This is a genomic window from Bradyrhizobium symbiodeficiens (genome assembly GCF_002266465.3).
Classification (GTDB): domain Bacteria; phylum Pseudomonadota; class Alphaproteobacteria; order Rhizobiales; family Xanthobacteraceae; genus Bradyrhizobium; species Bradyrhizobium symbiodeficiens.
The window spans coordinates 439,246-463,167 of the sequence record NZ_CP029427.2; the positions used below are offsets into that span (position 1 = coordinate 439,246).

Sequence of the window (23,922 nt, forward strand, 5' to 3'; positions counted from 1 at the left end):
TCTCCCGGGACGTCCTGAGACCCCGATCGCGCTCAGAAATAGTCTTCGGCGAAGGGACGCGCGCGCGAGGCGGGACGCAGCGGCTTGATCTCTTCCTTCGGCCCGTTCGGGATGATCGTGATGGTCCAGCGAGGCGGCATGCTCGATTCCTGCTCCAGCACCGAACGCACGAAGCCTGTCACCGTGGACTCGCCGGCCTTCACCGTCGCCATCCGGCCGTTGAACTGTGCGATGCGGAAGCGGCGAACTTCTTTCTGGTCCGCGGTCTCGTAGGTGAACATGGAAAACCCTCCTGGTTTTCCGGGACTATCGCCGCCTATGATTAGCCATCTGTGAAAATCCCAAGCCGTAGAAGTACGGCGGGGATGCACGCGGGCCGTACTAGCCCTGCGGCTCCTGTGCGCGCGCGGCGGCGTAGGCGGCGTCCATCAGGTCCAGGAGATCGCGGAATCCGCCGTCGCCGAGCTTCTCTGCGGACTGCTCCAGTCGCAGCGCCAGCGCCGCGAGCCTGACATAGCCGAAGGTCCCGGCCGCGCTCTTCAGCGAATGCGCTTCGCGCGCGATCCTGGCGTGGTGCTGCGCCAGCGAGAGCGTGCGGAACAATTGCAGGCGCGCGCAGGTCTCGCTCCAGAACACATCGCGCACTTCGCAGGCACCGTCCTCGCCGATCTCGCGCACCAGCGCTTCGTAAGCGTGCGGCTCGCGCGCAGGCTCGGTCTCGATCGGCTCGTGCGCGGGCGCGACGGTGACTTCAAACATGGGCCTGCTGCCTCGATCACGCATCATTCGTCTGTCGCGCGGCACAGTCCCGGCGCGAGGGCTGCCCGTGTCTACGGCATTCGAATTTCCGTTCCGGTAGCAGGACACAAGGTGTTTGCAGGCCGGCATTAGCCGGCGGTTTACCATGCGCGCGGCGGTCAGCGCGCGCCGAGCAGCCGGTCGTACTGGGCCTTCACGGTGGCGTAGCATTCGCACGCCGTCTGGCGCAGGCCGTCGAGGTTGGTGATCTGGATGTGTCCGCGGCTGTAATGGATGAAATTGGCCTGTTGCAGGGTGTTGGCGACCAGCGACACGCTGTTGCGCCGCGCCCCGATCATCTGCGCCATGGTCTCCTGGGTCAGCAGCAGCCGGGTGTCGCCGGAGAGGTCATGGGTGTGCAACAGGCAGCGTGACAGCCGCGACTCCACGGGATGCGCGGCATTGCAGCCCGCGGCCTGCTGGACCTGGACGTAGACCGCCAGCCCGTGACGCGTCAGCAACGTGCGCAGGGTGCCGCTCTGGTCGGCGGCGATCCGCAGCCGGTCGAGATCCATCACTGACGCGACGCCGGGAACCAGCACGACGGCGGTGTTCAGCGCGCACGCATCGCCCATCGTCGAGAGCGTCCCGAGCAGGCTGTCGCGACCGATCATGGCGACTTGCACATGCTCGCCCTTGGCGAGTTTCACCACCAGCGAGATGACGCCGCGGTGGGGAAAATAGGCGCGCTTCAGCACCTCGCCGGTCTCGACCAGCACCGCGTCATGGGGCAGATCGACTGTTCGCAGGTGCGGACGGATCAATTCATAGTCGTCTGCCGACAGTGCGGACAGAAATCCGTTGGCCGAGCGCACCATCGTTTCCAAGAGCTGCCCTCCGTTCCCGCACCACCGAATCGCGATCGACGACATCCCGTCATGCGTCCGTCGCAGGGTCCATCATGTTCGCGTCGGGATATATTGGCAATTGGGACAAGTTGCCCGAGCACCGCAACCTCGATCATCTGTCCCTCGGACAGGCCCACCGTGATCGAAACGGATCCGCCATGCGGGAAATAGACGTAATTCAGCGCAGCACCCGCCTCGCTCAAGACAGATGATCTGACCATTTCGACCGTCGCGAGATGCGGACGCAGCAGATCGAGATCTGCCGCGACGAGCATTTGCAGCGCCTGGTTGGACGGGCAGCCGCTCGCGATCATCGAAGGTCAATCGGGCATTTTCGATGCACGATCGGGTGCGAGGCCCGTTCGTCATCCAGTTGCGCGGAAATAAAAGCATATAATAAAGGTTGTGGTGCTGTCCATATAACCTTTGGGAGGCGGACCGGCTGCAGCATTTGCGGCGGAAATAAGAACGGCGCGCTGATTCGCTCATGAGCCATTGCGCCGGTCCTGCAGGGTTGTGCAGGAAAATGCGGCAAGGGGACTCTTCGTGAACCGGGAGCATTGCATCCGCGCTGCGGCCAGACGCTGCCCGACCCGTGCAGTCTCGTCCGTTGGACCAGCAATGACTGTCATCCAATATTGCCATGAAGCCTGGCGTCGCGCGGCCGCGGATGTCGCGTCGATCCTCCCCGCGCCGCCAATGAGGTTCGCGATCGTCATTCTTTCGACTGCAAGCAAAGGAGAAAGGCGTGCCCCACGGTTCAATTATTGAATCGCCGAAACGGGAAGCTCAAACGGGGACGGAAGGTCTGCGCCATATTCTCGTCGTCGACGACGACCCGATGGTCTGCATGGCCATCGAGGTCTATCTCCAGCGCAACGATTTTTGGGTAGCGATTGCCGAAAGAGGTGAAGCCGGACTGCGCGCGCTCGAACACCAGCAATTCGATCTGATGATCATCGACATTTTCATGCCGCACATGCGCGGGTTCGAATCGATCCGGATCTTCCACGAGCGGGCGCCGGTCATTCCGCTGATCGCGATGTCTGGCTACGCCTTTGCGGATCTGAATTCGCCTGCACCCGATTTCCTCCGGATCGCGCTCGAGCTCGGCGCCGCACGCTGTCTGCGCAAGCCGTTCACGCCGCATGCGCTGCTCGCCGCCATCAACGATTGCCTGGCGGAGCATCGTCCCGACGGCGACCTCGCCTCGGTCGCGCGATTGGGTTAGCGCGGCGCGGGCCGCTATGGCCACGGGGTAACCGTTCGTTTACCGCGCGTACGGGACCACGCAGGTCGCTGCGCCAACACGAACGGAGCGGCGCGACTGCGCTCCGGTTGCGGGCGGCTCGGTTCGATGTCCCGCAGGCCGCTCTATCGTCCTTCGCGAGCGGGACTTTCCAGCGCGCCTCGCTCGCTGTTATCGGCCCGTTTACCTCACGCGTCGCCGCCGCTGCGGCGTTGAGTTGGTTTTGCCGAAAAGCGCTGCCGCATGCCGTCGAACCGCAAACTTCTCTTCAATATCCGTATTAGCACGGAGGATGAAATTAACGGGACTGTGAAAGGGGATGTCTAACGATCGAGAGGAGGGCTTCCGTCCATGCCAAAGGTGGCGCGGGCGTCGAGGTCCAGGGTCAGGTCAGTAAGGCGTAGCTCATGGATGATCTGTTGCGGGAGTTTTTGACGGAGACCAGCGAGAGCCTGGACACCGTGGACAATCAGCTGGTGAAGTTCGAGCAGGAGCCGAACAACGCCAAGATCCTGGATAACATCTTCCGCCTGGTCCACACCATCAAGGGCACTTGCGGCTTCCTCGGATTGCCGCGGCTGGAAGCGCTGGCGCATGCCGGCGAGACCCTGATGAGCAAATTCCGCGACGGCATGCCGGTGACGGCGGACGCGGTGTCGTTGATTCTGGCTTCGATCGACCGGATCAAGGAGATCCTGGCCGGTCTCGAGGCGACCGAAGCCGAGCCCGAGGGCAACGACCGCGATCTCATCGACCAGCTGGAAGCGATGGTCGAGCGGGGCATGGCGGCTATGTCAGCGTCGGCGCAGCCGATCGCGTCAGGCTCGGCGCAGCCGATGCCGGCCGCTGCAGCCGCTGCTCCCGTGGCCGAGGCCCCGCCGCTGGTGCCGGAAGCGCCCGCCGCTGCGCCTGCGCCCGCAAAGGAGATGACAACGGGCACGCTGATCGACCAGACCCTGGAGCGTCCGCTGCGTCCGGGCGAAGTCTCGCTCGACGAGCTCGAGCGCGCCTTCCGCGAGACCCCGATCGAAGCGGCGGAGCCCGTCGCCGAGGTCAAGGCCGAGCCTGTCGCTGAAGCACCGGCGCCGGTTGCCAGGGCGGTCGTCAAGGACGCCAAGGCCTCCAAGGAAAAGGCCGTCGCCAAGAAGTCGGTGGCAGATGAGGCCGGCGGCGAAGGCGCCAGCATCGCCAACCAGTCGATCCGCGTCAACGTGGACACGCTGGAGCATCTGATGACCATGGTCTCCGAGCTGGTGCTGACCCGCAACCAGCTGCTGGAGATCTCCCGCCGCAACGAGGACACCGAGTTCAAGGTGCCGCTGCAGCGCCTCTCCAACGTCACCGCCGAGCTGCAGGAAGGCGTCATGAAGACGCGCATGCAGCCGATCGGCAATGCCTGGCAGAAGCTGCCCCGCATCGTCCGCGACCTCTCGAGCGAGCTCGGCAAGCAGATCGAACTGGAGATGCACGGCGCCGACACCGAGCTCGACCGCCAGGTGCTCGATCTGATCAAGGACCCGCTCACCCACATGGTGCGCAACTCCGCCGATCATGGCCTGGAGACCCCCGCCGAGCGCCTCGCCTCCGGCAAGGGCGAGCAGGGCACCATCCGCCTGTCCGCCTATCACGAGGGCGGCCACATCATCATCTGCATCGCCGACAACGGCCGCGGCCTCAACACCGACAAGATCAAGGCCAAGGCGATCTCCTCAGGCCTCGTCACCGAGGCCGAGCTCGAGAAGATGAGCGAAGCCCAGATCCACAAGTTCATCTTCGCGCCGGGCTTCTCGACCGCCGCCGCCATCACCTCGGTCTCCGGCCGCGGCGTCGGCATGGACGTGGTGCGTACCAATATCGACCAGATCGGCGGCACCATCGACATCAAGTCGGTGGCCGGCGAGGGCTCCTCCGTCACTATCAAGATCCCGCTGACGCTGGCGATTGTCTCGGCCCTGATCGTCGAAGCCGCCGGTGATCGCTTCGCGATCCCGCAGCTCTCGGTGGTCGAGCTGGTCCGTGCCCGCGCCAACAGCGAACACCGCATCGAGCGCATCAAGGACACCGCGGTGCTGCGCCTGCGCAACAAGCTCTTGCCGCTGATCCACCTCAAGAAGCTCCTCAAGATCGACGACGGCGCGGCCTCCGATCCCGAGAACGGCTTCATCGTGGTGACCCAGGTCGGCAGCCAGACCTTCGGCATCGTCGTCGACGGCGTGTTCCACACCGAAGAGATCGTGGTCAAGCCGATGTCGACCAAGCTGCGTCACATCGACATGTTCTCCGGCAACACCATCCTGGGCGATGGCGCGGTCATCATGATCATCGACCCCAACGGCATTGCGAAAGCGCTCGGCGCCGCCGGCTCCTCGGCCCACGACATGGGCGACGAGAACGGCGCCCATCACATCGGCTCGGGCGAGCAGACCACTTCGCTGCTGGTGTTCCGCGCCGGCTCGTCGCAGCCCAAGGCGGTCCCGCTCGGCCTCGTCACGCGCCTGGAAGAGCTCCCGGCCGACAAGATCGAGTTCTCCAACGGCCGCTACATGGTGCAGTATCGCGAGCAGCTGATGCCGCTCATTGCCATGGAGGGCGTCACCATCGCCAGCCAGGGCGCCCAGCCGATCCTGGTGTTCGCCGACGACGGCCGCTCCATGGGTCTCGTCGTCGACGAGATCATCGACATCGTCGAGGAACGGCTCAACATCGAGGTCGGCGGCTCCGCTTCCGGCATCCTGGGCTCGGCCGTGATCAAGGGCCAGGCCACCGAGGTGATCGACGTCGGCCACTTCCTGCCGATGGCGTTCTCCGACTGGTTCACCCGCAAGGAGATGAAGCCGTCGCTGCACTCGCAGTCGGTGCTGCTGGTCGACGATAGCGCGTTCTTCCGTAACATGCTGGCGCCCGTCCTCAAGGCGGCCGGCTACCGCGTCCGCACCGCCCCGACCGCTCAGGAGGGCCTCGCGGCACTGCGCGCGCAGACCTTCGACGTGGTGCTGACCGACATCGAGATGCCCGACATGAACGGGTTCGAGTTCGCCGAGACCATCCGCTCGGACAACAATCTGGGCTCGATGCCGATCATCGGCCTGTCGGCGCTGATGTCGCCGGCGGCGATCGAGCGCGGCCGTCAGGCCGGCTTCCACGACTATGTCGCCAAGTTCGACCGTCCCGGTCTGATCGCGGCGCTGAAGGAACAGACCGCGAGCGCCGCCGGCGCCTCCGATCTGAGCCGGGCGGCGGCGTAACGGACAGGATCAGGAGACAGCCAACATGACCAGCAAGAGCAAGACCCAATCCGCCGAAGGCGCCATGGTCGAATACGTCACCGCGATGATCGGCGGCCAGCTGTTCGGCCTGCCGATCTCCCGCGTCCAGGACGTGTTCATGCCCGAACGCGTCACCCGCGTGCCCCTGTCCTCGCGCGAGATCGCGGGCGTGCTGAACCTGCGCGGCCGCATCGTCACCGTGGTCGACATGCGCGCCCGTCTCGGCCTGCCGCAGCCCGAGGACGGCAAGGTGCCGATGGCGGTCGGCGTCGATTTGCGCGGCGAATCCTACGGCCTGCTGATCGACCAGATCGGCGAAGTGCTGCGCCTGCCCGAGGCCGGCATGGAGGAAAATCCCGTCAACCTCGACCCGCGCATGGCCAAGCTCGCCGGCGGCGTCCACCGTCTCGACGGCCAGCTCATGGTCGTCCTCGACATCGACCGCGTCCTCGATCTCGAAACCAGAGTGCAAATGGCTGCGTAAACTGACACCAGAGAACACCGAAGTCGGAGAAGAAAAATGAAGACTTGTTTGGTTGTTGACGATTCCAGCATCGTCCGAAAAGTTGCCCGCCGGATCGTCGAGGCGCTGGGCTTTCAGGTGATCGAAGCTGAAGATGGCGTCGAGGCTCTGGTTCACTGCAAGAAGGCGATGCCGGAGGCCATCCTGCTCGACTGGAACATGCCCGTCATGGACGGCTTCCAGTTTCTGGGCACGCTGCGCCGCATGCCCGGCGGTGACGAGCCCATGGTCGTGTTCTGCACTACGGAAACCGGCATCGATCACATCACGAAGGCAATGGGCGGTGGTGCCAACGAGTACATCATGAAGCCGTTCGACAAGGACATCGTGCTGGCGAAATTCCAGGAAGTCGGTCTGATCGCGCTGGACGAACAAACCGCCGCCTGAGACGCCTTCGTTAACTTCAAGAGGTCTTCCGTGAATCCGACCGAGTATGAGTATCTGCGTAAGTTCTTGAAGGACAATTCCGGTCTCGACCTGTCCGCAGACAAGCAATATCTGATCGAAAGCCGCCTGCTGCCGCTGGCCCGCAAGGCCGGGCTCTCCGGCATCGGCGAACTCGTGCAGAAGCTGCAAGGCGGCGCGCGCACGGTGATCACCGACGTGGTCGAAGCCATGACCACCAACGAGACGTTCTTTTTTCGCGACAAGGTCCCGTTCGATCATTTCCGCGACCACATCATGCCGGAGATCATCAAGGCACGGGCAGCCAAGCGCAGCGTCCGGATCTGGTGCGCCGCCGGCTCGACCGGGCAGGAGCCCTATTCGCTGGCGATGTGCCTGAAGGACATGAGTGCGGCCCTCACCGGCTGGCGCATCGAGATCATCGCGACCGATCTGTCGCAGGAGGTGCTGGAGAAGGCCAAGGCCGGAATCTACAGCCAGTTCGAGGTGCAGCGCGGCCTGCCGATCCAGATGCTGATGAAATATTTCAAGCAGACGGGCGAGACCTGGCAGGTCAATCCCGAATTGCGGGCGATGATCCAGCACCGGCAGCTCAACCTGCTGCACGATTTCGCGCAGCTCGGCACCTTCGACGTCATCTTCTGCCGCAACGTGCTGATCTATTTCGACCAGGACACCAAGATCAATATCTTCAACCGGCTGGCGCGCCAGATCGAGCCCGACGGCTTCCTGGTGCTGGGCGCGGCCGAAACCGTGGTCGGCCTGACCGATACGTTCCGCCCGATTCCGGATCGGCGCGGCCTCTACAAGCCGAACGATCCGCGTGCCGCAGCCGCCAAGCCGGCACTCGCCGGCGCGGCGCCGCGACTGGCGGTCATGGCAGGACGATAGAGATGGCCGAGGATGGCAAGGGTACGGAACGCGTGACTTTCAGTCGCGGCTACGATGTCTGCATCATGGCCATCGACGGCACCTGGCGCCGCGACTGCAAGCTCAACGCGATCTCCGATACCGACGCCATCCTCACGGTGGAAGGCTCGATCCAGGGGCTGAACCTGAAGGAGTTCTTCCTGCTGTTGTCGTCCACGGGCCTCGCCTACCGCCGCTGCGAGTTGGTCCGCGTCAACGGCGCCGAAATGGACATCCAGTTCCTGCGCGGCAAGAACCGGAAGAAGCGCGGCGCAGCCGGCGGCCGTGACGAAGCGGCGTGATCCGCCCACGTCCTTTCCGGTCCATTGCTTCATATTTTCTGAAAACATCCGAATGAATTCGCGACAGCGGCTTTACGTGGCCTAAGCGCGAACCGTGTATCCGTTGACGATCCCAATCTCAGGATACTGAAATGCCCAGAAGTTCTCTTTCCCCCATCTCCTCGAACCTGCCCGACGGCGCCGAGCGGCGCGCGCTTCAGCTCCTCGTGGTCGATGACGACGCTACGCAGCGCAGCCTGATCACGGTCGCCGCCAAGCAGGCCGGCCACGAAGTCACCGTGGCGCCGTCCGTGGCGGATGCGATCGAGAAGCTACGCGCCGCGCGCTTCGACTGCGTGACGCTCGATCTCGTGCTGGAGGATGGCGACGGCATCGACGTGCTGCGCGAGATGGCGGCGGCGAAGTTCGGTGGCGCCGTGATCGTCATCAGCGGCATGGACGGCAAGCGCCGCAGCGCAGCACGCAGCTTCGCCCGGTCCGTCGGGATCGAGCTCCAGAGCCTGCCGAAGCCGCTCGACCTAGCGGCCCTGCGCATCAGCCTTGCCAATCTCGGCAAGACCGCGATGGGGCTTCCTGCGATTCACACGTGGGGCGGCGTCGCCACCGACGCGATCGTGGAACGGCATCGCGCTTGAGACTTGCGGAGCCGCCATGCGATCGGGCGCGGCTGCTGCGCCGCGCCGATCGCACTCTATGCCGCGTTGCCGGATTCCGATAGCGATTGCAAGGCGTGGCCAAGGCCCGCCCGGCAGGCATTGAGGGCGGCGCTCGCCGTCGCATAACGCGGCGTGACGTCGTCCAGCACGAAAATTTCGGTGGAACCCGCGATAGCGCTATCGGATACGGGCTCGACCTCTTCCGGTTTCATCGCCGCGTCGATCAGACGCACACTGATGTCGATGCGCGCGATCAGCGAGCGAAGTTCGGCTGCGATCAACTGACGGCTGTCGGCGTCGGCCATCGCGGCGAGCGGGGGTGTGCCTGCGTAATTTAGCATGGATATTCTCCGTCCCCCGCAATAAGGCACCTCGTCGCTACTTGTGCGTTAAGTCCATGTCCCGTACAAATACGGGTGGGCCGAATCCGCGCCGAACGCCATAACGGGAGGCGCGGACGCGAGTCCTTCATGCCAACTGGATGTGGCACATGGCCGAACAAAGCTCTCGCGGTGAAATCTTCGTGGTCGACGACGACCCTGCCGTTCGCGACACCCTGTCGATGGTGTTGAAAGCGGCGGGCTATGAGGTGATCTGTTTTGCCGACGGCGCAGCGCTGCTCGCCGTCGCGCGAAACCGCACACCGGCTGCGATCCTGCTCGACGTGCACATTCCCGGAAAGTCGGGCCTCGACATTCTGGAGGAGCTCCAGGGCGAGGACTATCCGGCGCCGATTTTCATGATCTCCGGACAGGGCGACATCGCGATGGCGGTTGGCGCGATCAAGAGCGGCGCGCTCGACTTCATCGAGAAGCCGTTCCGCGGCAGCGAGATCGTCGGCCGGCTCGACGAGGCGATCGGCGCCTATGCACGCAGGCAGGCGGAGAACGCCTCGCCGAAATTCAGCTCGCTGCATTTCCCCGGACGTGAGCCGCTGACGCGCAGGGAGCGCGAGGTGCTCGAGCAGTTCGCCTCCGGTGCGTCCAACAAGGAAGCTGGCCGCACCCTCGGCATCAGCCCGCGCACCATCGAGGATCACCGCGCCAACATCATGAAGAAGCTCGGTGCGCGCAACGCCGCCGATCTGATCCGCATCGTGATGACCGCGGCGCAGCGCGCATCGTAAGGCCTGTCAGTGATGTTTCGTAGCCCGGATGGAGCGCAGCGTAATCCGGGGCTCGCGCATGCTGAAAGACTGTCCCGGATTGCGCTTCGCTCCATCCGGGCTACGGCGCTACTCAGTTTCAAGCGCTCAGCGCCTTGCGGATGATCCGCGCCAGATCCGATTTGCGGTAGGGCTTGGCCAGCAGCGTCACGCCGGAATCCAGCCGGCCGTGATGGATGATCGCATTCTCGGTATAGCCTGACGTGTAGACCACCCTGAGATCGGGCCGCGTCTTCATCAACTCGTCGGCGAGCTGCCGTCCGTTCATCTTGCCGGGCATGATGACGTCGGTGAACAGCAGGTCGAACGGCTTGCCGGCGGCAACGATCGCGAGCGCCTCCGCCGCGTTCGCGGCCTGCAGGGTGACGTAACCCAGCGAGTGCAGCTGCGTCAGCACGTAGTCGCGCACCAGCCGGTCGTCCTCGACCACCAGGATCGTCTCGTGTCCGCCCTCGATCGTCGCCGGCGTCACGCCCTCGCTGACGGATGTCGGCGTCTTGCCGGGCGGCAGGTACATCTTGATCGTGCTGCCGTGGCCTTCCTCGCTGTAGATCTTGATATGGCCCGCCGACTGCTTGATGAAGCCGTAGACCATCGACAGCCCGAGTCCGGTGCCCTTGCCCGGTCCCTTCGAGGTGAAGAAGGGGTCGAACACCCGGGTCAGCAGGTTCGCGGGGATCCCGCTGCCGGTGTCGCTCACGGCGATCAGCACGTAACGGCCGGGGCGGATGTCGTTGCCGCTGGCATAGACCTCGTCGAGATAGGCGGCGCCGGTCTCCACGATCAGCTTGCCGCCGCCGGGCATGGCGTCGCGGGCGTTGAGCGCGAGGTTGAGGATCGCGGTGGTGAGCTGGTTGGGATCGACGATCGCGACGCAACTCTCCTCCTCGAACACCGATTCGATCTGGATCTGCTCGCCCAGCGTCGGTCGCAACAGCTTCGTGGTGTCGACGATCAGCGAGTTGATGTCGATCTCGCGCGGCTGGAGCGGCTGCTTGCGCGCGAAGGCGAGCAAATGCTGGGTCAGCTCGGCGCCGCGCGCGGCGGCCTCGTCGATCATCCTCGTGATGGCCGCAAGCTGCGGCTCCTTCTCGACGGCCTCCGCGAGGATCTCGATCGTGCCGGTGATGACGGTGAGGATGTTGTTGAAATCGTGCGCCACGCCGCCGGTGAGCTGGCCGACCGCCTCCATCTTCTCGGCATGGCGGATGCGCTCCTCGGCGGCGATCTTGTCGGTGAGGTCGCGGTAGAATACGTTGAACAGCAGGCCCTCGCGGCGCTTCAGCGCGGTCAGGCTGACCTCGGCCCTGAATTCCTTGCCGTCGCGGCGACGGCACATCAGCTCGCGGCGGCGGTTCAGTGTCCTGTCGTCCTCGTTCTCCAGGAAATCTTTCAGGCCTGCCTTGACCCTCTCGCGTTCGCTCTCGGCCACGATGAGGTCGATCGTACTCTTGCCGAGCACTTCGTCGCGCCGCCAGCCGAACAGCTGCTCGGCCTGCGAGTTCCAGTTCAGGATGCTGCTGGTCTCGTCGGTCTGGATGAAGGCGTCGAGCGAGGTCTCGACGATCTTGCGGGCGAGCCGCTCGCTCTCGCGCAGCGATTCCTGCGCGAGCCGCGCCTCCGTCATGTCGCGCCCGACGAAGAAGTAGCGCTGCGCCTGCTCGGACCAGCTGCCGAGCCAGGACAGCCAGACCCCGTGTCCATTGCGGTCGAAGCAGCGCGTGTCGGCGAGCTTGATGCGCTCGCCGCGGCGTAGCGCGCGCATCTCGTCGCGGGCGTGCTCGAGATGATCCAGGTGAATGAAGTCGGCGCCGCTGCGGCCGATCATCTCATCCGGCCGATAACCGAGAATGGCCTCGCTGCTCGGGCTGATCTGCGCGATGTTGCCTCGCGAGTTCATGACCATGATCAGGTCTTGCGAAGTGTCGAAGATCTGCCGGCGCTCTTCGAGCTGTTGCTGCACCTGCCGCTCGGCCCGCCGCGCCTCGGTGAGGCTGTGCGCGGTCCCGGAGACGCCTACGATCTCGCTCGACGATCCCCTGATCGGCGAGAGGCTGAGTGAGATCTCGATCGGCGTGCCGTCCTTGCGCAGGCGCACCGTCTCGAACCGTTCGATCGGCTCGCCTCGCGCGATCCGCCGCAGGATTTCCTTGCCTTGCGCGCGGCGGTCGGGTGGGACGATGATCGCGGTGGATTTCCCGATCGCCTCACTCGCCGCATAGCCATAGAGCCGCTCGGCGGCCGGATTCCAGCCTGTGATGATGGCGTCGAGCGTCTGCATCACGATCGCGTCGTCGGATGATTCGACGGCGGCGCTGAACAAGTGCTCGCGTGCCGCATGATGGCTTCGCGCCGCCTCGGTGCGGCGGTGCTCCCGGACCTCCTGCTCGAGAGCGGCTGTCTTCGCCCGCGTCTCTTCGACCATCCGGGCGAATGCCCGCGCCAGCACGCCCGTCTCGCCGCCGGCGTCGACGGGGATGTCCGCTTGCTGTCCGCGGCCGATCGCCTCCACGGCCGCGGTCAGGCGGCCGATCGGGCGGGTCAGCGAGCGCGCCAACAGCACTGCGAGTGATGCCGCAGCGAGGATGGCCAGCACGCCGACCAGCAGGGAAGTCTTTTGAATGGCGGCCGGCACCCGGCCGAACACGGCCGGCGGAATGGTCACGATGATTGCGGTCCATTCCTTGCCGGCCAGCAGTGCCGGCGCGATCGCCGCGCCGCTCGGCCGGCCCGCCCCGTCGGTCATGAGCCGCGTGGATAGGTCCGACGTGCCGGCCAAGCCTGCGAAGAACGGAAAATCATCGCGCCAGTTGGTGGGGCGGCCGTGCGAGGAGCCGAATTCTCGCGTGCGATCCGGATGAACGAGATAATCGCCGCGCGCATTCACGACGTAGATCTCGCCACCAGAGTTTGCCGTCCCGCGCACGTGGTCCAGGGCCGGGCGCATGTCGATATTGGCGATGATGATGCCGAACGGCTTGCCATCCGGCGTGAACAGCGGCGTCGCGACCCGCAGCGTCGGAACGTGCGGTTCGGTGGTCCCTCCCTGACGCGTGGCGAGATCGACGGCCGAAACATAGATATCGCCGGGTGCCAGTCGTATCGTGTCACGAAAGTAGGCTCGGTCGCCCTTGCGCTCGAGCTCGCTGTTGGGGGCGATCCGCACCGACCCGTTCGGGCCGGAGCGGTCGACCCGAACCAGCTCGCGCTGGTCGTCGTCGATGCCGATGATTCGAAACTGCGCGTAGCTGGGCTTGGCCTCGATCTCGGCCGCGAGCCGCGTCGCGATGCGCTCGCGCCAGGTCTGCTCGGAGACGCCGTCTGCGGGGTCAACACCGCCGGCGAGGTGAGCGCGGATCAGGCCGTTGATGGCCGCAGCGGAGCGATAGCCGACCAGATCGCCGCGAGCGCCGGCAACATAGGATTCCAGACCGGTCGCGAGCAGGCGTGATTGGGCCTCGACCCGTTCCAGGACGCGCGGAATCACCGCTTGCGTGGTGTTGCGGAAACCCAGCCATCCGACAGCGGCCACGGTGACCGTCACCAGCAGGATCATCGCAATCGCCAACCGCGTTGCGAGCGTCATGCGGATGTTCGCAGGGCTTCCCGGACGACCGCGGCTGGTCTGGCCTGGAGCCGAGGCACCTCCGTCATCGGCGGCCGGAGCTGACATTGGACCCCTCGCCTGCTTTCAGGCAGCCATCGACCGCGGCGAGCAGGGCGTCGGGTGGGAATGGCTTCTGCAAACTTGCCGCCGCGCCGAGCTTAGTCGCCATCTTCAGGAAGTCAGGCTCCGCATAGGCATCCGGCGTGACCGAGCGGCCGGACATGACGATGATCGGAATGGCCGGAGCCAGCACCCGGATGTGACGCATCGTCTCCAGCCCGTCCATGCCGGGCATGAAGATATCGAGAAACAGCAGGTCGAACCGGCTGGCCTCGAACAGCGCAAGCCCCTTGCGGCCATCGCCGGCGACGGTGACGTAATGACCGGCCCTCTCCAGGAGCAGCCGGATCGTGATTTGAACGGCCGGGTCGTCATCCACGATCAGGATGTTGGCCACGTCTGAATTCCTCCGGGCCGGATGGGGCCTCCCCGCCGGCCGCAAATCAAACTATCAAAAATGAAATTGTTGCGCGGATTCCGCTCAGCCTGCAAGCACTTCGCGCGAATACGGGGGCCGGTCGGTCGCTGTTGCTTCGTATCCCAATATATGCACGTTTGCGTGCATAGCGGAAGGCTGAGTTCGGCACATCCGGCGACTTGCGACGGGTGGACGGCGTGTGAGAAGAGCGGACGGATTCGCAGAGGAAAAAGCAATGACAAAGAAGAAAACGCCCGACCAGCTCCGCAGCGCGCGCTGGTTCGCGCCCGACGATCTCCGCTCGTTCGGCCATCGCTCCCGCGCCATGCAGATGGGCTACGCGCCTGAGGAGTGGAAGGACCGCCCGATCATCGCGATCCTCAACACCTGGTCGGACGCGCAGCCCTGCCACATGCATTTCAAGTCGCGCGTCGACGACGTCAAGCGCGGCATCCTGATGGCCGGCGGCCTGCCGATCGAGCTGCCGGCGCTGTCGCTGTCGGAATCGCTGTTGAAGCCGACCACCATGCTCTATCGCAATTTGCTGGCGATGGACGCGGAAGAATTGCTGCGCAGCCATCCCGTCGACGGCGTGGTGCTGATGGGCGGCTGCGACAAGACCACGCCGGCGCTGCTGTTGGGCGCGACCTCGATGAACATTCCAGCGATCTATCTGCCGGCGGGCCCGATGCTGCGCGGCAACTGGAAGGGCAAGACGCTCGGCTCCGGCTCCGACGGCTGGAAATACTGGGACGAGCGCCGCGCCGGAAAAATCTCCGACAAGGACTGGCTCGACATCGAGGCCGGCATTGCCCGCAGCTATGGCACCTGCATGACCATGGGCACGGCCTCGACCATGACCGCGATCGCCGAGGCGATCGGCATGACGCTGCCGGGCGCCTCCTCGATCCCGGCGGCTGATGCCAACCACATCCGCATGGCCTCCGAATGCGGCCGCCGCATCGTCGAGATGGTGTGGGAGGATCTGACGCCGAAGGTGATCCAGACCCGGAAGGCTTTCGAGAACGCGATCGCGGTCGCGATGGCGATGGGCTGCTCGACCAACGCCATCATCCATCTGATCGCACAGGCCCGCCGCGCCGGCCAGGACATCGGCCTCGACGATTTCGAGATCGCGAGCCGCAAGGTGCCCGTGATCGCCAACGTGCGGCCCAGCGGCGATGCGTATCTGATGGAGGACTTTTTCTATGCCGGCGGCCTGCCGGCGCTGATGGGCCAGATCAAGCCGCATCTGCATCTCGACTGCATCACGGTCACCGGAAAGACCATCGGTGAGAATATCGAGGGTGCCGAAGTTCACAACGGCGATGTGATCCGCGGCATCGACAATCCCATCTACAAGGAAGGCGCGCTCGCCGTGCTCAAGGGCAATCTCGCGCCCGACGGCTGCGTCATCAAACCGTCAGCCTGCGCGCCGCGCTTCCTCAAGCACACCGGGCCTGCGCTGGTGTTCGACGACTATCCCTCGATGAAGAAGGCCGTCGACGATCCCAACCTTGATGTCACCGAGGACCACATCCTCATCCTGCGCAATGCGGGGCCGCAAGGTGGCCCGGGCATGCCGGAATGGGGCATGCTGCCGATCCCGACCAAGCTCGTCAAGCAGGGCGTGCGCGACATGGTGCGGATCTCGGACGCTCGCATGAGCGGCACCAGCTACGGCGCCTGCATCCTGCACGTCTCGCCGGAATCCTACATCGGCGGCCCGCTGGCGCTGGTGCGGAACGGCGACCGCATCACGCTCGACGTCGCCGCCCGCACCATCAATCTCGACGTGAGCGAAGCCGAGCTGGAAAAACGCCGCGCCGCCTGGAAGCAGCCCGAACGCCGCTTCGAGCGCGGCTATGGCTGGATGTTCACCAAGCACATCAAGCAGGCCAATGACGGCTGCGACTTCGACTTCCTCGAGACCGATTTCGGCGCGCCGATCGGCGAGCCGTCGATTTACTAGCCACCCGTCATTCCGGGGCGCGCCAATTGGCGCGAGCCCGGAATCCATACTCACGATCGTGGTTATGGATTCCGGGCTCATCGCTTCGCGATGCCCCGGAATGACGAAAGAGAGAGTATCAGATGACAAAACTCAGCGAAGCCACCCGCACCAAGCTCAAATCCGTCTCCACCGCGACCGTCGCCACCGCTCTGTTCAAACGCGGCCTGCGCATCCAGATGATCCAGGATGTGCACCCGCTCGGCGCCGACCAGCCGACCATGGTCGGCGAAGCCTTCACGCTGCGCTACATGCCGGCGCGCGAGGATCTCAACACCATCGACGTCTTCAAGGACCGCGCCCATCCGCAGCGCAAGGCGGTCGAGGACTGCCCGCCGGGCGCGGTGCTGGTGATGGACAGCCGCAAGGACGCGCGCGCGGCGTCGGCTGGCGCGATCCTGGTGACGCGATTGATGAAGCGCGGCGTCGCAGGTGTCGTCACCGACGGCGGCTTTCGCGATTCCGCCGAGATCGCCAGGCTTGGCATTCCCGCCTATCACCATCGCCCGAGCGCGCCGACCAACCTGACACTGCATCAAGCCATCGAGATCAACGTTCCCATCGGCTGCGGCGATGCGCCGGTGTTTCCCGGCGACGTGGTTCTCGGCGACAGCGACGGCGTCATCGTGATCCCCGCGCATCTCGCCGATGAGATCGCCAACGAGACCATCGAGATGACTGCGTTCGAGGATTTTGTCACCGAGGAAGTCGGCAAGGGCCGCGGCATCTTCGGTCTCTACCCCGCCACCGATCCGCAGACGCTCACCGACTTCGCGGAATGGCGGAAGAAGAACGGGCGGTAGCAGCCGCCGGTCGCGAGTGGTCACAGCATTCCGGGCCGGAACAGCTTGCGGTATTTGCCTGTCTCGGCGCCGGAGATCATGAATTCGCCGTCCCCGCGATAGTGGATGGTCTTCGGCAGCTTCGGTGCCGTCGCCACGTGCGCCTTGATCACCTCGAAGACGAACATGTTGTACTTTTTCACCTGGCTGGCGTCGGCAAGCTGGCATTCGAAACTGGCGTAGCACTCATCGATCAGCGGCGCCCGGACATGCGTGCCCGGCTTGGACGTCAGGCCGAATTCGCTGAACTTCTCGATATCGCGCCCGGAGCTGTTGCCGATCTTCACGACCGTCGTCGCGAGGTCGGCGGTCGGGATATTGATCACGCATTGGCGACTCCTGCGGATCAGATCGAAACTGTGGTTCGCGCTTGAAATAATGCAGGCCACCAGCGCCGGCGAGAATTCCATCATCATGTGCCAGCCCATCGTCATGATGTTGGTCTCGTTCTTGTGGGCCGAGCTCACAAGGACGATGGGGCCCGGCTCGAGCAAGCGGCGGACGTTCGAGGTCGGAAAATCCCGCTTGATGTAACGTCGCATGCTCGCTCCATCCCACCTACGAAGGAAAGCCGGCGGGGCTAGGCCTCCGCCATGCCCGCCGCCCACAGCGCGAACGCATAGACGATCGCGACTTCATCCAGCCGGTCGAACCGCCCCGAGGCGCCACCGTGGCCGGCGCCCATGTTGGTGCGGAGCAGGACCGGGCCGCCGCCTGTCATGGTGGCACGCAGGCGCGCGATCCATTTGGCCGGCTCCCAATAGGTGACGCGCGGATCGGTCAGGCCGCCCATCGCCAGGATCGCGGGATAGTCCTTCGCGGCGACGTTGTCGTAGGGCGAGTAGGACAGGATGGTACGAAAATCCTTTTCGCTCTCGATCGGGTTGCCCCATTCCGGCCATTCCGGCGGCGTCAGCGGCAGCGTGTCGTCGAGCATGGTGTTGAGCACGTCGACGAACGGCACTTCCGCGACGATGCCGGCGAACAACTCGCCGGCGCGGTTCGCCACCGCGCCCATCAGCATGCCGCCGGCCGAGCCGCCATGGCCGACGATGCGCCTGGCGCTGGTGTAGTTCGCATCGATCAGCGCGCGGGCGCTGGCTGAGAAATCATCGAACGAATTCGTCTTCTTCTCGCGCTTGCCGTCGAGATACCAGCCCCAGCCCTTGTCGGCGCCGCCGCGGATATGCGCGATGGCGTAGACGAAGCCGCGATCGACCAGCGAGAGGCGGTTGGCGTTGAACGAGGCCGGCATCGCCATTCCGTAGGAGCCGTAGCCGTAAAGCAGCAGCGGCGCCGAGCCGTCCAGCTTGAGCCCGCGGCGATGGAGGATCGACACCGGCACCTCGGCGCCGTCCTGCGCCTTGGCCATGATGCGCGTGGTGACGTAATCGGCCGCGTTATGGCCGGACGGGATTTCCTGGCGCTTGCGCAAGGTGCGGGTGCGCTTGACCATGTCGTAATCGTAGACTTCCGACGGCGTCGTCATCGACGAATAGGCAAAGCGCAGATTCGTCGTCTCGAATTCGTAGGAGCCCATCGCGTCCAGCGAATAGGCGGCCTCGTCGAAGGCGATGGCATGTTCCTCGTTCGAGGCGAGATCGCGGATCACGATCGACGGCAGCGCATTGGCGCGCTCCAGCCGCACCAGATGGCCGGCGTAGAGATCGAGGTCGATGATGTAGATGCCGGGACGATACGGGATCAGATCGCGCCAGTTGTTACGCTCGGGCGAAGAGAGCGGCGCGGTGACGATCTTGAAATCGATGGCATCATCGGCATTGGTGAGGATGAAGAGCTGATCGCCGCGATCGGCGAGTGAATATTGCACGCCTTCCTCGCGCGCCGCGACCAGCCGCGGCGGCGCCTCGGGGTTGGCGAGATCGATCAGCCGCTGCTCCGAAGTCTCGTGATCGCCGCCCGCGATCACGCAGAAGCGGCCGCTGGTGCTCTCGTGCAGATGGGTGAACCAGCCGGCATCCTGCTCTTCAAAGACGAGCGAGTCGTCGGCCTGCCTGGTGCCGAGCCGGTGCCGCCACACCTGCATCGGCCGATGGTTGTCGTCGAGCCGGACATAGAAGAAGCTCTTGCAATCCGCGGCCCAGACCACGCCGCCGTCGGTCTCCTCGACGAGGTCGTCGAAATCCTTACCGCTCGCCCAGTCGCGCACGCGGATCGAGAAATATTCGGAGCCCTTGGTGTCGGCGCTCCAGGCCTGCAGCTTGTGATCGTGCGAATGGCGGCTGCCGCCGAACTTGAAATATTTGTGGTCCTTGGCAAGCGCGTCGCCGTCGAGCACGATCTCGCCGTCGCCGCCCTCGCGCGGCATGCGGCCGAAAAGCTCGTGCTGTCCGCCCTCGCGGAATCTGCGGAAGTAGGCGTACGGCCCGTCCGGCGACGGCACGCTGGAATCGTCCTCCTTGATCCGCCCGCGCATCTCGCGCACCAGCGTCTTCTGGAGCGGCGCAGTATGGCCGAGCAGGCTCTCGGTGTAGACGTTCTCCTCGTCGAGATACTTGCGGATGTCGGGATCCAGCACTTTGGGATCGCGCAGCACCTCCTGCCATTTCGCGTCCTTCAACCAGGCATAGTCGTCGGTCACGGTGATCCCATGCCGCGTGAAGGAATGCGGCCGGCGCGGGGCGACGGGGGGCTGGGAAGGGGTTTTGGCTTGTGTCACTCGATCCTCGTTGCGTCTCACCGAACCCCATCTCGTCATGCGAGGGCTTGACCCGCGCATCCATCAAAGACGATTCCCGGAACGATGGATTGCCGGGTCAAGCCCGGCAATGACGGCCGTAGAAGACGGCGGGTCGTTCATAATATGGCGACAAGCGCACGAATTGCCAGCGGGACTACGCCAAGTCGCCGGGTTGTTGATGCGCCGCTTCTATGCTTTACGGACCAAAATCCCCGCCGCCGGTCCAGCCTGATGCTGTTCAATTCCTACCCGTTCATCCTGCTGTTCCTCCCGGTCGTGCTGGCCGGATATTTCTGGCTCGGGCGGCGCAGCAATCTCACCCCAGTGATCTGGCTGGCGCTGGCCTCGCTCGCCTTCTACGCCATCGGCAGCTGGCAGTTCGTGGCGCTGCTGGTGCTGTCGATCGCGTTCAATTACGGCATCGGGCATCTCCTGATCGTGGCGAAGCTCGGCCCGTCACGACGCAAGGCGGCGCTCGCGCTCGGCGTCGCCGGCGATCTCCTCGTGCTCGGCATCTTCAAATATGCCGGCTTCGCCGTCGAGAACGTCAACGCGCTGCTCGGTATGCATTTTGCGGTCCACATCCTGCTGCCGGTCGGCATCTCCTTCTACACTTTCACGCAGATCGCGTTCCTGGTGGACGCCTATCGCGGCCAGGTCGCGGCCTACGCGCTGCCGCATTACGCGCTGTTCGTGACCTATTTTCCGCATCTGATTGCGGGGCCCATCCTCCACCACAAGGACATGATCCCGCAATTCGAGCGGGAGGAGACCAAGCGTCCGGACGGACATCTCATCTTGTGCGGTGTCATCATCTTCGCCATCGGCCTGTTCAAGAAGACCTGCCTTGCCGACGGAATCCAGCCGCTGGTCGCGCTCGCCTTCGAGACGCGCTCGCCGAGCTTCGACCAGGCCTGGTGTGGTGCACTCGCCTACACCTTCCAGCTCTATTTCGATTTCTCCGGCTATTCCGACATGGCGATCGGGATCTCGCTGATGTTCGGCATCTTCCTGCCGGTGAACTTCAATTCGCCTTACAAGGCGACCAGCATCGTCGAGTTCTGGCGCCGCTGGCACGTGACGCTGTCGCAATTCCTGCGCGACTATCTCTACATTCCGCTCGGCGGCAACCGCCATGGCCGCGTGCTGCGCTACGTCAACCTGCTGATCACGATGCTGCTCGGCGGGCTCTGGCACGGCGCGGCCTGGACTTTTGTCGTTTGGGGCGCGTTGCACGGGGCCTATCTCTGCGTCAATCACGCCTTCAATGCGGTGGTGCCGACCATCCCCTCGGCTCTTGCGCGCCCGGCTCGCATCGGCGGGGCCGTGCTGACGTTCCTCGCCGTCGTCGTCGCCTGGGTCTTTTTCCGCGCCGAGAGCGTTGCGTGGGCGTTGCGGGTTCTCCACGCCATGGCGGATCCTTCGAATGTCGTGTTCGGCCGAGAAGAGATCGCGGCGCTGGTGATGATCGCCGTCTACGCCGCATTGGTCTGGCTGGCGCCGAACACGCAAGGCATCCTGGGATACGATCACGCTAACCGCAGGGTCGGCGAGAACTTGCGGGCAGGGCGCATGCGGCCGCTGTTTCTCTATGGTGCATCGCTGGTGCTTGCGTTCGGAATCCTGGGCATCCAGAGCCACAGCGAATTCATCTATTTCCGGTTCTGATGCGCGCTACGTTCACCAGTCTCAAGCGCCTTCTGCTCGCGAGCATCGCGTTCGTGCTCGGTGCGGCCGGGCTCACTCTTTTCGTCGATCCCCTGCAGTTGTTCCGCCCCTCGGGCTCCGCCTTCTATTCCGACGACACGCGCGTGCAGAATGCCGGGCTGATCCGCAGCCAGTCGTTCGACACCGCCTTCATGGGCACCTCGCTCGCGATCCATTTCCGCCAGAGCGATATCGACCGAGCGCTCGGCGTTCGCTCGCTCAAGCTGGCGATGACCGGCTCCAACTCGCGCCAGCAGGCCTTCGTGCTGGAGCAGGCGATCGCGCGCGGCGCAAGGCGCGTGATCTGGGAGATGGACGATTTCATCTTCGTCGATGCCGCCGATATCGAGGCCGATCCTTATCTCTCGGTCGATCTCTACCGCGGAACAGCGAAGGGCATCGCGTCCTATCTGTTCAGCGCCGCGATGGCGAAAGAGTCCCTGTTCGCGCTGCTGCGCTCGGTCCCGCCGCTACAGGGGCCGCTGACCCGCGCGGCGCCGTTTCTTCCCGTCAAGTTCGCGCTGGCTGATGTCGACGACATCTACGCGCTGCCGCGGGATTTCGACATTGCGCGCGAGTACAATGCGAAGAAGGCGCTCGCCGCCTTCGCCTACATCACGAGCCCCGTACGCAGCCGCTTTCTCGGCGAAGGCTACGGCTATGACGCCATGGTCAGGCATTTCGAGCGCGATGCCGTCGCCCTGGTCGAGCGCCACCCCGACGTGATCTTCGACGTCTACTTCCCGCCCTATTCGATCCTGCAATTCGTCGCGATGCGCGATGCCTCGCCGGCGACGCTGAAGATCGTCACCGATCTCACGGCCGTCATCGCGACCCGCCTGACGCAGCTTCCCAACGTCCGCCTCCACGATTTCCGCGCGATCAAGGCGGTGACGCACGAGCTCGGCAATTACGGCGACGTCATCCACCATTCTCCGGTGGTGGACGCGATGGTGCTGAAATGGCTGGCGAGCGGGGAGTATCGCGTCGATCCGAAAGCGCCTCTGAGGTCGCTGGATGAGCTGAAGGCGCAGGTCGAGGTATATCGGGTGCCGGGGCTGCCGTAGCCCGCATGAGCGAAGCGACATGCGGGGCCTCGCATTAGAGTCCCGGGTGTCGCTTCGCTCACCCGGGCTACGAGACTGCGATCGACTCCCGGTCTCGTGTCCCGGACGCGGTGCGGCGCGAAGTGCCGCTCCGCAGAGCCGGGGCACGAGCGCCGCTTTCCTACGCCGCCACCTCGTCACCGAGATACGCCACTGCGGCTTCGAGCCCGCCCTTGCCGTGCGGGATCTTCAGCGCGTTGAGGCCGATCTCGATCACCCCGAGCGTGCCGAGCAGCATCGGTGCGTTGATATGACCCATATGGGCGATGCGGAAGGCCTGGCCCGAGAGGTCGCCGATGCCGGTGCCGAGCACGACGCCGCACTTCTCCTTGCAATAGCGCTGCAGGATTGCCGGATCGTGGCCGTTGCTCATGGTCACCGTGGTCACGGTGTTGGAGCGCTCGCTGGCCTCCGCGACGTTGAAGCCGAGCACCTGGCCCTCCGACCATGCGCCGACCGCGCGGCGCGTGGCTTCGCCGAGCAGGCTGTGGCGGCGGAAGGCGTTCTCCAGCCCTTCCTCGTGCAGCAGGTCGATCGCCTGGCGCAGCGCGAACAACAGATGCACCGGCGCGGTGCCGGCATATTTGCGATAGTGCTCGCTGCCCTCGCGCTCGCTCCAGCTCCAATAGGGCGTCGACATGTTCGCCTTCTTGTGCACCTCGAGCGCACGCGCATTGGCGGCGACGAAGCCGAGGCCGGGCGGCGTCATCAGGCCCTTTTGCGAGCCGGACATCGCGACGTCGATGCCCCATTTGTCCATTTCGAATGTCATGCAGCCGAGCGAGGCAACGGTATCGACCATGTACAGTGCCGGATGGCCGGCTGCCTTGATCGCCTTGCCGATCGCCTCGATGTCGTTCTGCACGCCCGAGGCGGTGTCGACCTGGACCACGACGACGGCCTTGATGGTGTGCTCCTTGTCGCGGCGCAGGCGCTCCTCGACTTCGCTCGGCCGGACCGCGCGGCGCCAGTCGCCCTTGAGCACCTCGACCTCGGCGCCCATCAGCGCTGCCGCATTGCCCCAGCCGATCGCAAAGCGCCCGCTCTCCAGCACCAGCACCTTGTCGCCGCGCGACAGCACGTTGCTGAGCGCCGCTTCCCAGGCGCCGTGACCGTTGGCGATGTAGATGTAGGACTTGCCCTTGGTCGCAAACAGTTTCGAGATGTCGCTGAGCAGGCTCTCGGTCAGATCGGTCATCTGCTTGGAATAGATGTCGATCGCCGGACGATGCATTGCCCGCAGCACCTCGTCGGGCATCGTGGTGGGCCCGGGGATGGCCAGAAATTCCCGGCCCGCGCGAACGGTCATTGCTGTTGGTCCTTGTTTCTTGAGAACAGGCTGGTGGATC

21 protein-coding genes are annotated in these 23,922 nt (G+C 64.7%); 12 read left to right on the top strand and 9 right to left on the bottom strand.

Going from position 1 to position 23,922, the window contains the following annotated elements; translation table 11 throughout:
• Positions 1 to 32: 32 nt before the first annotated feature.
• The 3 genes from CIT39_RS02100 to CIT39_RS02110 form a co-directional block, all read right to left on the bottom strand.
• Positions 33 to 281 (bottom strand): hypothetical protein, encoded by a 249-nt coding sequence (locus CIT39_RS02100; RefSeq protein ID WP_094890775.1) that lies wholly within the window; start codon positions 279 to 281, stop codon positions 33 to 35.
• A gap of 100 nt (positions 282 to 381) precedes the next feature.
• Positions 382 to 759 carry an Hpt domain-containing protein gene (locus CIT39_RS02105; RefSeq protein WP_162308849.1) on the bottom strand — a complete coding sequence of 126 codons (378 nt, stop codon included), beginning with the start codon at positions 757 to 759 and terminating at the stop codon, positions 382 to 384.
• 158 nt (positions 760 to 917) lie between these two features.
• Complete coding sequence (locus CIT39_RS02110) at positions 918 to 1,616, bottom strand: Crp/Fnr family transcriptional regulator (RefSeq protein ID WP_181955184.1); 699 nt, start codon at positions 1,614 to 1,616, stop codon at positions 918 to 920.
• A gap of 778 nt (positions 1,617 to 2,394) precedes the next feature.
• On the opposite strand from CIT39_RS02110, the gene CIT39_RS02115 reads away from it, so the two are divergent.
• From CIT39_RS02115 to CIT39_RS02145, 7 genes are all read left to right on the top strand, one after another.
• A complete protein-coding gene (locus CIT39_RS02115) occupies positions 2,395 to 2,877 on the top strand; it encodes a response regulator (protein ID WP_094972786.1) in 483 nt (160 codons plus the stop codon).
• A 425-nt stretch (positions 2,878 to 3,302) separates the two neighbouring features.
• Positions 3,303 to 6,140 (top strand): hybrid sensor histidine kinase/response regulator, encoded by a 2,838-nt coding sequence (locus tag CIT39_RS02120; protein WP_109853923.1) that lies wholly within the window; start codon positions 3,303 to 3,305, stop codon positions 6,138 to 6,140.
• Positions 6,141 to 6,165: 25 nt separating this feature from the next.
• The gene (locus CIT39_RS02125; RefSeq protein ID WP_094973833.1) at positions 6,166 to 6,645 is read left to right on the top strand and encodes a chemotaxis protein CheW; all 480 of its coding nucleotides are present in this window, start codon (positions 6,166 to 6,168) and stop codon (positions 6,643 to 6,645) included.
• Positions 6,646 to 6,681: 36 nt separating this feature from the next.
• Positions 6,682 to 7,071, top strand: a complete 390-nt coding sequence (locus CIT39_RS02130) for a response regulator (protein ID WP_094973834.1) — start codon at positions 6,682 to 6,684, stop codon at positions 7,069 to 7,071.
• Between the two features lie 30 nt (positions 7,072 to 7,101).
• The gene (locus CIT39_RS02135) at positions 7,102 to 7,980 is read left to right on the top strand and encodes a CheR family methyltransferase (protein WP_094973835.1); all 879 of its coding nucleotides are present in this window, start codon (positions 7,102 to 7,104) and stop codon (positions 7,978 to 7,980) included.
• A 2-nt stretch (positions 7,981 to 7,982) separates the two neighbouring features.
• The gene (locus CIT39_RS02140) at positions 7,983 to 8,300 is read left to right on the top strand and encodes a hypothetical protein (RefSeq protein WP_018321617.1); all 318 of its coding nucleotides are present in this window, start codon (positions 7,983 to 7,985) and stop codon (positions 8,298 to 8,300) included.
• A gap of 131 nt (positions 8,301 to 8,431) precedes the next feature.
• Complete coding sequence (locus tag CIT39_RS02145) at positions 8,432 to 8,935, top strand: response regulator (protein ID WP_018321616.1); 504 nt, start codon at positions 8,432 to 8,434, stop codon at positions 8,933 to 8,935.
• 56 nt (positions 8,936 to 8,991) lie between these two features.
• Here CIT39_RS02145 and CIT39_RS02150 read toward each other — a convergent pair whose 3' ends face one another.
• Positions 8,992 to 9,297, bottom strand: coding sequence for a hypothetical protein (locus tag CIT39_RS02150; protein ID WP_094973836.1), 306 nt, complete (start codon positions 9,295 to 9,297; stop codon positions 8,992 to 8,994).
• A gap of 149 nt (positions 9,298 to 9,446) precedes the next feature.
• Here CIT39_RS02150 and CIT39_RS02155 point away from each other — a divergent pair, with 149 nt between their 5' ends.
• Entirely contained in the window at positions 9,447 to 10,082 is a 636-nt protein-coding gene (locus tag CIT39_RS02155; RefSeq protein ID WP_094973837.1) for a response regulator transcription factor, read from the top strand.
• Positions 10,083 to 10,200: 118 nt separating this feature from the next.
• Here CIT39_RS02155 and CIT39_RS02160 read toward each other — a convergent pair whose 3' ends face one another.
• Together CIT39_RS02160 and CIT39_RS02165 are read right to left on the bottom strand one after the other, a co-directional pair.
• Positions 10,201 to 13,794, bottom strand: coding sequence for a PAS domain S-box protein (locus CIT39_RS02160; protein WP_094973838.1), 3,594 nt, complete (start codon positions 13,792 to 13,794; stop codon positions 10,201 to 10,203).
• A complete protein-coding gene (locus CIT39_RS02165) occupies positions 13,772 to 14,185 on the bottom strand; it encodes a response regulator (protein WP_094973839.1) in 414 nt (137 codons plus the stop codon). The genes CIT39_RS02160 and CIT39_RS02165 overlap by 23 nt, the downstream gene beginning before the upstream one ends.
• A gap of 256 nt (positions 14,186 to 14,441) precedes the next feature.
• Here CIT39_RS02165 and araD point away from each other — a divergent pair, with 256 nt between their 5' ends.
• Both araD and CIT39_RS02175 read left to right on the top strand, forming a co-directional pair.
• Positions 14,442 to 16,178, top strand: coding sequence for an L-arabinonate dehydratase (gene araD / locus CIT39_RS02170; RefSeq protein WP_094973840.1), 1,737 nt, complete (start codon positions 14,442 to 14,444; stop codon positions 16,176 to 16,178).
• 122 nt (positions 16,179 to 16,300) lie between these two features.
• Entirely contained in the window at positions 16,301 to 17,020 is a 720-nt protein-coding gene (locus CIT39_RS02175) for a ribonuclease activity regulator RraA (RefSeq protein WP_094973841.1), read from the top strand.
• Between the two features lie 20 nt (positions 17,021 to 17,040).
• Here the strand turns inward: CIT39_RS02175 and CIT39_RS02180 are convergent, their stop codons facing one another.
• Complete coding sequence (locus CIT39_RS02180) at positions 17,041 to 17,601, bottom strand: flavin reductase family protein (RefSeq protein WP_094973842.1); 561 nt, start codon at positions 17,599 to 17,601, stop codon at positions 17,041 to 17,043.
• A gap of 38 nt (positions 17,602 to 17,639) precedes the next feature.
• Entirely contained in the window at positions 17,640 to 19,739 is a 2,100-nt protein-coding gene (locus tag CIT39_RS02185) for a S9 family peptidase (RefSeq protein ID WP_094973843.1), read from the bottom strand.
• 252 nt (positions 19,740 to 19,991) lie between these two features.
• Here CIT39_RS02185 and CIT39_RS02190 point away from each other — a divergent pair, with 252 nt between their 5' ends.
• A complete protein-coding gene (locus tag CIT39_RS02190; protein ID WP_094973844.1) occupies positions 19,992 to 21,428 on the top strand; it encodes an MBOAT family O-acyltransferase in 1,437 nt (478 codons plus the stop codon).
• The gene (locus CIT39_RS02195; RefSeq protein WP_094973845.1) at positions 21,428 to 22,534 is read left to right on the top strand and encodes a hypothetical protein; all 1,107 of its coding nucleotides are present in this window, start codon (positions 21,428 to 21,430) and stop codon (positions 22,532 to 22,534) included. Before CIT39_RS02190 ends, CIT39_RS02195 begins: the two co-directional genes overlap by 1 nt.
• Positions 22,535 to 22,694: 160 nt before the next feature.
• Here CIT39_RS02195 and CIT39_RS02200 read toward each other — a convergent pair whose 3' ends face one another.
• The gene (locus CIT39_RS02200) at positions 22,695 to 23,882 is read right to left on the bottom strand and encodes a pyridoxal-phosphate-dependent aminotransferase family protein (RefSeq protein ID WP_094973846.1); all 1,188 of its coding nucleotides are present in this window, start codon (positions 23,880 to 23,882) and stop codon (positions 22,695 to 22,697) included.
• Positions 23,883 to 23,922: the final 40 nt, after the last annotated feature.